Source organism: Niveispirillum sp., assembly GCF_017996735.1.
Classification (GTDB): domain Bacteria; phylum Pseudomonadota; class Alphaproteobacteria; order Azospirillales; family Azospirillaceae; genus Niveispirillum.
In genome coordinates, this window is record NZ_JAGOGJ010000198.1 from 1 (window position 1) to 8,711 (window position 8,711).

At 65.4% G+C, this 8,711-nt stretch carries 6 protein-coding genes and 1 pseudogene; 4 read left to right on the plus strand and 3 right to left on the minus strand.

Going from position 1 to position 8,711, the window contains the following annotated elements:
• The coding region (locus KBA48_RS30960; RefSeq protein WP_292912544.1) for a TonB-dependent receptor at nucleotides 1-1,520 on the plus strand (1,520 nt) is incomplete at its 5' end.
• A gap of 133 nt (nucleotides 1,521-1,653) precedes the next feature.
• Here KBA48_RS30960 and KBA48_RS30965 read toward each other — a convergent pair.
• Nucleotides 1,654-3,255 carry a GMC family oxidoreductase gene (locus KBA48_RS30965; RefSeq protein ID WP_292912545.1) on the minus strand — a complete coding sequence of 534 codons (1,602 nt, stop codon included), beginning with the start codon at nucleotides 3,253-3,255 and terminating at the stop codon, nucleotides 1,654-1,656.
• A 141-nt stretch (nucleotides 3,256-3,396) separates the two neighbouring features.
• Here KBA48_RS30965 and KBA48_RS30970 point away from each other — a divergent pair, with 141 nt between their 5' ends.
• On the plus strand, nucleotides 3,397-4,890 hold the full coding sequence (locus KBA48_RS30970; protein WP_292912546.1) for an aldehyde dehydrogenase family protein: 1,494 nt from the start codon (nucleotides 3,397-3,399) through the stop codon (nucleotides 4,888-4,890).
• 192 nt (nucleotides 4,891-5,082) lie between these two features.
• On the opposite strand, the gene KBA48_RS30975 is transcribed toward KBA48_RS30970, so the two are convergent.
• Entirely contained in the window at nucleotides 5,083-5,853 is a 771-nt protein-coding gene (locus KBA48_RS30975; RefSeq protein ID WP_292912547.1) for an IclR family transcriptional regulator, read from the minus strand.
• A 125-nt stretch (nucleotides 5,854-5,978) separates the two neighbouring features.
• On the opposite strand from KBA48_RS30975, the gene KBA48_RS30980 reads away from it, so the two are divergent.
• Together KBA48_RS30980 and KBA48_RS30985 are read left to right on the plus strand one after the other, a co-directional pair.
• Nucleotides 5,979-7,187 carry an FAD-dependent monooxygenase gene (locus KBA48_RS30980; RefSeq protein WP_292912548.1) on the plus strand — a complete coding sequence of 403 codons (1,209 nt, stop codon included), beginning with the start codon at nucleotides 5,979-5,981 and terminating at the stop codon, nucleotides 7,185-7,187.
• Nucleotides 7,188-7,286: 99 nt separating this feature from the next.
• Entirely contained in the window at nucleotides 7,287-8,459 is a 1,173-nt protein-coding gene (locus tag KBA48_RS30985; protein WP_292912549.1) for a hypothetical protein, read from the plus strand.
• A 40-nt stretch (nucleotides 8,460-8,499) separates the two neighbouring features.
• On the opposite strand, the pseudogene KBA48_RS30990 reads toward KBA48_RS30985, so the two are convergent.
• Nucleotides 8,500-8,711: pseudogene (locus KBA48_RS30990) on the minus strand (hypothetical protein); the annotation flags it as partial.

Consider the following 8,711-nt stretch of genomic DNA (forward strand, 5'->3'; position numbering starts at 1 on the left):
TCACCGGCCAACTGGGTCGCAACACCTATGACCAGGCGGCCTATAACAACCGCATCGCACAGCGCTGGACCTATGGCATCGACAGCGTCGTCAACCCGGCCACGGGCCAGCCCATCTGCCGCGTGCTGCTGAACAACCCCAACCCGACGGCGGCACAGGACCCCTTCGGTGACATCCGGGGCTGTATCCCCATCAACCCGTTCGGCGCTGGGTCGATCACCTCGCAGGCGCTGTCCTACTACCGTGGCACCTCCACCACCTTTGCCGAGATGGAGCAGCAGGTTTATGCCGCCAACATCTCCGGCTCTCCCTTCTCCACCTGGGCGGGCCCCGTCTCCATCGCGGCGGGTGCCGAATACCGGACCGAGAAGACCACCCAGACGTCGGACGCGGATTCCGCCGCCAGCCGCTGGCGCTCCATCAACGCCCAGCCGTTCAGCGGCAAATATAATGTGAAGGAAGCCTATACCGAGGTGGCGGTGCCGCTGGCGGATGGGGCGGCCTTTGCCAACAAGCTGGAACTGAACGCGGCGGCCCGCTACACGGATTATTCCACCAGCGGCACCGTCTGGAGTTGGAAGGTCGGCGGCAATTACGAACCGATCGCCGACCTGCGGTTCCGGGGCACGCTGTCCCGCGATATCCGCGCGCCCAACAATTTCGAGCTGTTCTCCAAGGGCAATCAGGTGATCAACTCGATCATCGATCCCAACGACAATATCGCCCGGCAGACGACCTTGATCACCGGCGGCAATCCCAACCTTTTGCCGGAAAAGGCCGACACCTACTCCGTCGGCGTTGTGGTGCAGCCGGAATGGCTGAGCGGTTTCCGCGCTTCCTTCGACTATTACAATATCAAGGTGAAGGACGCGATCTCGGTGGTGGCAGGGCAGGATATCGCCAATTTCTGCTTCCGTGGACAGGCGCAGTTCTGCCCCAGTATCATCCGCACCAACGGCACCATCACCCGTATCAACATCGTCCCCTTCAACGCCAATTCCCAGGAAGTGGCGGGGCAGGATTTCGAAGCGGTCTATTCTTTCCCGCTGGATCTGGCCGATACCGCCGGCACCATGCAGCTTCGCCTGCTGGGCAGCCACGCCGACAAGCTGAGCACCACCGCCAACGGCCGGACCGACGACTATGTCGGCCTGGCCGGTATCTCCCCGCCGCCGCAGGGCGTGCCGGAATGGCGCGTCAATCTCAGCGCCAATTACAGCATCGATGCCTGGAAGCTGGGGCTGGCCTACCGCTATGTCTCCGGCGGCAAGATCGATACGCGGTTCAACCAGACACGGCTGGATATCGCCGACAACAGGATCGACGGTATCAATTATTTCGACGCCAACGTCGCCTATGACCTGACCGAGAACCTGACCCTGTACGGGTCGGTGGAAAACCTGACCAACGAGGCGCCGCCGATCACGCCCAACGGCATCGTGCAGCCCACCATCGCCAACTCCCCCTTCTTCGACAATCGCGGGCGTTACTGGGTCTTCGGCCTGCGTGCCCGGATTTGATGTTCCCTTTCCCCCAGCAACTGACACCGGAGCGGGCGACCGCTCCGGTGTTTTTTTATTTTGGGGGTGGGGATGATGGCCTCCCGATACGCCTCCCCCGCGAAAGCGGGGAAGGCATGATCAGCGGCTTGTTTTAAGAACGCCGGATCAGATCCGCCGCCTTCTCCGCCACCATGATCACCGGAGCGTTGGTGTTGCCGCCGGGCACGGTGGGCATGATGGAGGCGTCGACGACGCGCAGGTTTTCCACCCCGATCACGCGCAACTGCGGGTCAACGACCGCGTCGTCGCCCGTGCCCATGCGGCAGGTGCCCACCGGATGCTGGGTGATGCGCAGATTGGCGCGGATGAAGGCGTCAAGATCGGCATCGCTTTGGCAATGCGCACCCGGCTTGGTCTCCCGCCCCGCCAGTTGGCCCAGCGGGCCGGCGCCGAACAGGGTGCGCAGCGCCCGGATGCCACGCCGCAGTTCGGCATAGTCCCGTTCATGCGACAGCAGGTTCAACTGAACCCGCACCTTGTCGTCCGGGTCCGCCGACCGCAGGCTGACCCGCCCCCGGCTTTCGGGGTGCAACTGGATCACCATGACGGAGAACATGTCGGCCAGCCGCTTGCCCAGGCCGGGCGCCCAGATCTTCGCGTCCAGCCGTACCGGCATCACCATCAACTGGATATCCGGCCGCGTCAGTTCCGGCAGGGTACGGATCAGGGCCGCACAACTGGTCACCTGGGACGCGAACGGCCCGCTGCCCAGCAATGCCCAGCGCAGCACCGACAGCGCAGCGCGGTCCAGGCGAAGCTGCCGCAGGAACGTGTCGCCGGTCACCGCGAATTCGCCATAGACCAGGGGATGTTCGGACAGGTTGCCGCCCACGCCTGGATTGTCCACCCGCACCTCGATCCCCTGATCGCGCAGATGGGCGGCCGGGCCGATGCCGGACAGCATCAGCAATTGCGGGGAATTGTAGGACCCGCCCGACAGGATCACATCGCGCGTTGCGCGTGACTGATGCAGTGCCCCGTCGCGGCGATATTCCACGCCCACGGCGCGGTTGCCGTCGAACAGGATGCGCGTCACCTGGGCATGGGTGACCAGATGCAGGTTGGGGCGCTTCAGGGCCGGGCGCAGATAGGCGCGGGCGGCACTGGCGCGCCGTCCCCGCCGGTCCACCGTCACCTCGCTGAGCGCGAAACCCTCCTGCCGGTCACCACTGAGATCCTCGCTCATCGGGAAGCCGGCGGCGGCGGCCGATTCCATGATCTGGTCGATACGCAGCCAGGGATGGCTGACCGGGCTGACGGTCAGGGGGCCGTCACCGCCATGATAGGGGCCGGGCCCACGCCAGCTTGTCTCCATCTTGCGGAAATAGGGCAGCACATCGTCATAGCCCCAGCCGGGACAGCCCAGATCACGCCATTCATCATAATCGCCGGAATGGCCGCGCATATAGATCATGCCGTTGGTCGTGGAACAGCCGCCCAGCACCCGGCCGCGCGGCAGGGGCACGCGGCGGCCGTCCAGGTGCGGTTCCGGTTCCGTGGCATAGCCCCAATCCTTGGCCGGATCGGCCATGGCCGCCATGAAGCCCAACGGCATGGCATGGAATGGGCTGGCATCGGAGCCGCCGGCCTCGATCAGCAGCACGCGGCGGGCGCCATCCTCGGTCAGCCGGTTGGCCAGGACACACCCGGCCGACCCGGCGCCAACGACGATATGGTCGAATTCCTGCGACAAGGTTCCTCACAATCTCGAAAGGAGATGTTGCACAATAACGGAAGATGTTCAACAATAGCAAACGAAGAGACGCCCAAAAGTGGCGTCCATGCGGGCGCACGCGCCGGACCCATCCCATCCATCATAGCCAGACGGTGACACATGCCGGATATCGCAAAGGATCAACTTGCCCTGGACGGGGCACGACAATTCGCGGGCAGGGAGCATGGCCTGTTCATCGATGGGGAATGGCGGGAGCCACGGTCGGGTTCCAGTTTTGAAACCTTCAATCCCGGTGACGGGTCGCGGATCGGCCGCGCGGCGGCGGGCGGGGAGGCGGATGTCGATCTGGCCGTCCGTGCCGCGCGGGCCGCACTGGACGGACCCTGGGCCACGATGAAGCCGTCGGAACGTGCCCGCCTTCTGTGGCGGCTGGCCGACGCGATCGAGGCGCATGCGGATGAGTTCGCGCTACTGGAAACGCTGAATAATGGCAAGCCGCTGCGCGACGCCCGCATGTTCGACGTGCCGCATGCGGTGGAGGTGCTGCGCTACAATGCCGGCTGGCCCACCAAGCTGAACGGGGAGAGCGTGAACCTGTCCGGCCCCGGCACCTGGCATGCCTATACGGTGCGGGAGCCGGTGGGCGTGGTGGCCGCCATCGTGCCGTGGAACGCGCCGCTGGCCATGGCGGTGGCCAAGACGGCGCCGGCCCTGGCCGCCGGTTGCACCATCATCCTGAAACCCGCTGAACAGACACCGCTGACGGCGCTGCGCCTGGCCCATCTGATGGCAGAGGTTGGGTTCCCCAAGGGTGTGTTCAATCTGGTGACCGGTCTGGGGGAGGCGGCGGGGGCGGCGCTGGTGGCGCATCCGGGTGTGGACAAGGTGACCTTCACCGGCTCCACCGAGGTCGGGCGGCTGATCGTCAAGGGTGCCACCGTCAATATGAAGCGGGTCACCCTGGAACTGGGCGGCAAGACGCCGGTCATCGTCATGCCCGACGCCGACATCAACCGCGCCATCGAAGGGGCGGCCCGGTCGATCTTCACCAATGCCGGCCAGATCTGCAATGCCGGCTCCCGCCTGTTCGCGCATGAAAGCGTGTTTGATGCGCTGGTGGAAGGGGTGGCTGACTTTGCCGGGAAGCTGCGTGTCGGCCCCGGTCTGGACCCCGATACGCAGATGGGGCCGGTCGTGTCGGCGGAACAGAAGGCGCGCGTGCTGTCCTATATCGAGGCGGGCCTGCGCGACGGGGCGAAGATCAGCGGGCAGGGCAGCGCCGCATCCGGCCCCGGCTATTTCGTGCCGCCCACGGTGCTGACGGGCACCAACCCGCAGATGTCGGTGGTGCGGGAGGAGATTTTTGGCCCCGTCCTGTGTGCCATGTCGTTCAGCGACCGCGATTTGGATGCCATCGCGGCCCAGGCCAACGATACCGATTACGGGCTGGGCGCCATCGTCTGGACCCAGAATCTCAGCGCCGCGCACAAGCTGGCCCGCAAGATCAAGGCCGGCACGGTGCGGGTGAATGGCGGTGGCCTGGACCCGGCACTGCCCTTCGGCGGGTTCAAGCAATCCGGCTGGGGCCGGGAAAACGGACGCGAGGGCGTCGAGGCCTATACGGAGGTGAAGTCGATCGCCATCGCGCTGTGATCGGGGACTGTCGGGTTTCAGCTTGCTCTACTGTCATCCCCGCGAAAGCGGGGACCCAGCGTAAGGCGCGGTCAGCGCCGATATGAGTTATGTCGCGGCTATCGCCGCTCTCGCTGGGCCCCCGCTTTCGCGGGGGTGACGGTTGAGCAAGCTGATATCCCGGTACCGCACGCAAACACCAGTCGTGGGGCCTCAGCGGCTCACCGTCGTCCGTCCCCCCATCTTCACCGAGATACGCGAAGCGGCGGCCAGCACATGGTCGATGCTGGGCTGTGTGCGCGTTCCCGTCAGGTACTTGTCCGGGCCCAGCAGGGTCAGCGCCGCTGCCAGCCCGTCGCTGTAATCGAAGATGGGCGCGGAAATGGCGGCGAAATTGGCGTTGATCAGGCCGCTGGTGGTGGCATAGCCCTTGTCGCGTACATCGCCCAGCAGGGCCGGGGCCGGCATCTCCGCGCTGCTGTCCGCTGAAAGGTGGGTCAGGGCCTGCGGCAGGAAGGCCAGGAAGATCAGGCCGGTGGCGGAACTGGCCATGGGCAGGACATGGCCCAGCCGGACCGTGAAGGCGCCCTGGCGGTTGCCATCCACCTTGGACACGATGGCCGGCCCATATTCGGTGAAGACGGACAGGTAGGTGGCGCAGCCCGTCTGCGCCGTCAGTGCCGCCATTTCCCCGTTCGCGGCCTCCACCACCGATAGCTGCCGGATGGCCGACAGGCCCAGTTCGGTGGCGTAGGGGCCAAGGGAGTAACGCGCGGTCTGCGGGTTCTGCGCCACCAGTCCTTCGCGCATGAAACTGGTCAGATAGAGATGCGCCTTGCTGGCCGGCATGTCGGCCTCTTTGGCGATGTCGCGCAGCGCCATGGCCTCGTGTGCCTGTTGCAGGACACGGATGACACGGAACCCGACCTCGATCGACTGCACGCGCCGTTTCTGGTTCAGGGCGTCATCGGGCGGCATCGGCATCGTTCTCTCTCTGGTTTGCCTCATGCGTATCAGAGGAGCGGGGGTTCCGTCACCTGCCCATTGCGCTGTGGTCAGGATTTGAGTCTTGTGTTATTGACGAATGATATTCAGAAATAGCAAACAACATGAAGCGCAGCGAGGATCAGATGCGGATAGCGATTGTCGGGGCGGGCATGGGCGGGTTGACCGCGGCCCTGGCGCTTTTGCAGCGCGGGTTCGACGTCACCGTCTATGAACAGGCCGAGGAATTGCGCGAGGTGGGGGCCGGGCTGCAGATCAGCGCCAACGGCACCCGCGTCTTTGCGGCACTGGGCATCCTGGATGCCGTCCTGGCCCAATCCTTCTGCCCGGTGGGCAAGGAAATCCGGCTGTGGAGCACGGGGCAGACCTGGAAACTGTTCGACCTGGGGCCGCAATCGGTGGCGCGTTATGGCGCCCCCTACATCACCATTCACCGCAACGACCTGCATACCGCGCTGGCCGAGGCTGTGCGGGCCGTGAAGCCGGACGCGATACAGCTTGGGTCACGCTGTGTGGATGTGCAGCAATGGTCGGACGGGGTTGTGCTGTCCTTCGCGGGCAAGCCGGCGCAGCGCCACGATCTGGTGATCGGTGCCGACGGGGTGCATTCCATCATCCGGCGGCAAATGTTCGGAGAGATGGAGGCCACATTCACCGGCATCGTCGCCTGGCGCGGCGTCATCCCCATGGAAAGGCTGCCCGCGCATCTGAGGCGGGATGTCGGCGTCAACTGGATCGGGCCGGGCGGCCATATCGTGAATTACGCGATCCGGCGCGGCGAACTGATGAACTTCTCCAGTGTGGTGGAGAACCAGGACTGGAAGACCGAAAGCTGGTCCAGCCCGTCGACGGTGGAGGCCTGTCTGGCCGATTATCCCGGCTGGCATGAGGATGTTCACGCCTATATCCGCGCCATCCCGCAGCCGTTCCGCTGGGCGCTGTTGTCGCGCAAGCCGCTGGATAACTGGACCCAGGGGCGGGTGACCCTGCTGGGCGATGCCGCCCATCCGATGCTGCCCTTCCTGGCGTCGGGCGCCTCGATGGCGATCGAGGATGCCTATGTCCTGGCCCGCGCGCTGGAAGCCTATGGCGATGATCATGCGGCGGCCTTGAAAGCCTATCAGGGGGCGCGCATCGAACGCACGACCCGCGTGGTGCAGGGGGCGGCCGCGAATGCCGGGCGCTTCCACAATCCGGCCCTGGCCAGTGCGGAAGGCGCGCAAGCCTATGTCGACCGGGAATGGGACCCGCAAAAGGTCGCGGAACGCTACGAATGGCTGTTCCGCCACGATGCCACGACAGTGCCGATTTGAGGGATGGCCGGCGACCGCCGGCCCGGCGCACGTGCGCCGCAAGCCAAGGGCACGGATGTGCCCGCCCGGCGCTTGAGGGAACAATAAAAGGAGATTGAGATGTCGGAACCGACGGCCTGGATCAGGCAGCCGCAGGTGGTGAGTTTTCCTGATATCAGGGGGTTCAGCGAGACCTACGGGTTCGCGGGCAATTCGGGCAAGGTCAATCTGGAGGGCCAGTTACTGTGTCCCGCCGGGGAGCGGGCGCGCACGGTCTATGTGTTCATGCACCCGACCTCGACCTTGCAATTGCTGCCCATGCCGATGGCGCTGGCGGACCGGGGCTTGCATGTTCTGTGCGCGGCCAGCCGCTATCCGCGCAATGACAGCGCCCTGATCATGGAAAAGGTGGCCATCGATCTGGGCCGCTGGATTGCCCATGCGCGGGAGGTGCTGGGCTATGAACGGGTGGTGCTGGTCGGCTGGTCGGGCGGCGGGTCGCTGTCGCTGTTCTATCAGGCGCAGGCGGAGAATCCGTCGATCACCCACACGCCCGCCGGCGATGCGGTGGACCTGACGACGGCCGGCCTGTCGCCCGCCGACGGTGTGATCTTCATCGCGGCCCACCTGTCGCGGGCGGAAACGCTGACCGAATGGCTGGATCCCTCGGTGATCGACGAGCTGGACCCCGACCGGCGCGACCTTGAGTTCGATATCTACGCTGAGGAATGCCCCAACAAGGCGCCGTTCAGTGCCGATTTCATCGCTTCATTCCGCGCCCGGCAGGTGGCCCGCAACCGCCGCATCACCACGTGGTGCCAGGAACAGCTTGAACGGCTGCGGGCCAGGGGCGGGGCGGAGCAGGAACGGGCCTTCGTCGTCCACCGCACCATGTGCGACGTGCGCTGGCTGGACCCGACCATCGAACCCAGCGAGCGGCGGCCGGGCTGGTCCTATATGGGTGATCCGCGGACCGTCAATGTCGGCCCGGTGGGGCTGGCGCGGTTCTGCACCCTGCGTTCATGGCTGAGCCAGTGGAGCTATGACCTGTCCAACGCCAAGGGGCCGATGAACGCGGCCAGGATCTTCCGCACGCCGGTGCTGCAGATCGAGAACACGGCCGACGATGCTGTGCCGGCGGCGCATAATCCGGCCATCCATGCCGCGCTGGCGACCCCGGACAAGGAATATCACCGCATCATCGGCGCCACGCATTACTATATCGGCCAGCCCGAACATCTGGAGACCTGCATGGGTCTGATCCTGGACTGGAGCCGGAAGAAGGGGTTCTGAAAGGTGCCCTCCCCGCAAGGGGAGGGCGTAAAGCACACGGTTAGCCCGCCCGTGCCGCCAACCGCGCCGCCTTGTCAGCCGTCCATTTGTCCAGGTCGGCACGCGCGGTGCGGGCGGCCTCGGCGACATAGCCGGGCGGTTCGGTCCGTGTGGTGACTTCCAGGCGCAGGCCGTTGGGATCGAAGAAGTAGATGGATTTCACGAATTCGTGATCGACCAGTCCCAGAACCTCCACCCCATGCGCCTTCAGCC

Excerpts from the sequence above, each read along its gene's own strand:
- KBA48_RS30975 (WP_292912547.1), bottom strand. The coding sequence starts at position 5,853 with ATGCCGATGCCGCCCGATGACGCCCTGAACCAGAAACGGCGCGTGCAG.
- KBA48_RS30985 (WP_292912549.1), top strand. The coding sequence starts at position 7,287 with ATGTCGGAACCGACGGCCTGGATCAGGCAGCCGCAGGTGGTGAGTTTT.
- KBA48_RS30980 (WP_292912548.1), top strand. The coding sequence starts at position 5,979 with ATGAAGCGCAGCGAGGATCAGATGCGGATAGCGATTGTCGGGGCGGGC.
- KBA48_RS30970 (WP_292912546.1), top strand. The coding sequence starts at position 3,397 with ATGCCGGATATCGCAAAGGATCAACTTGCCCTGGACGGGGCACGACAA.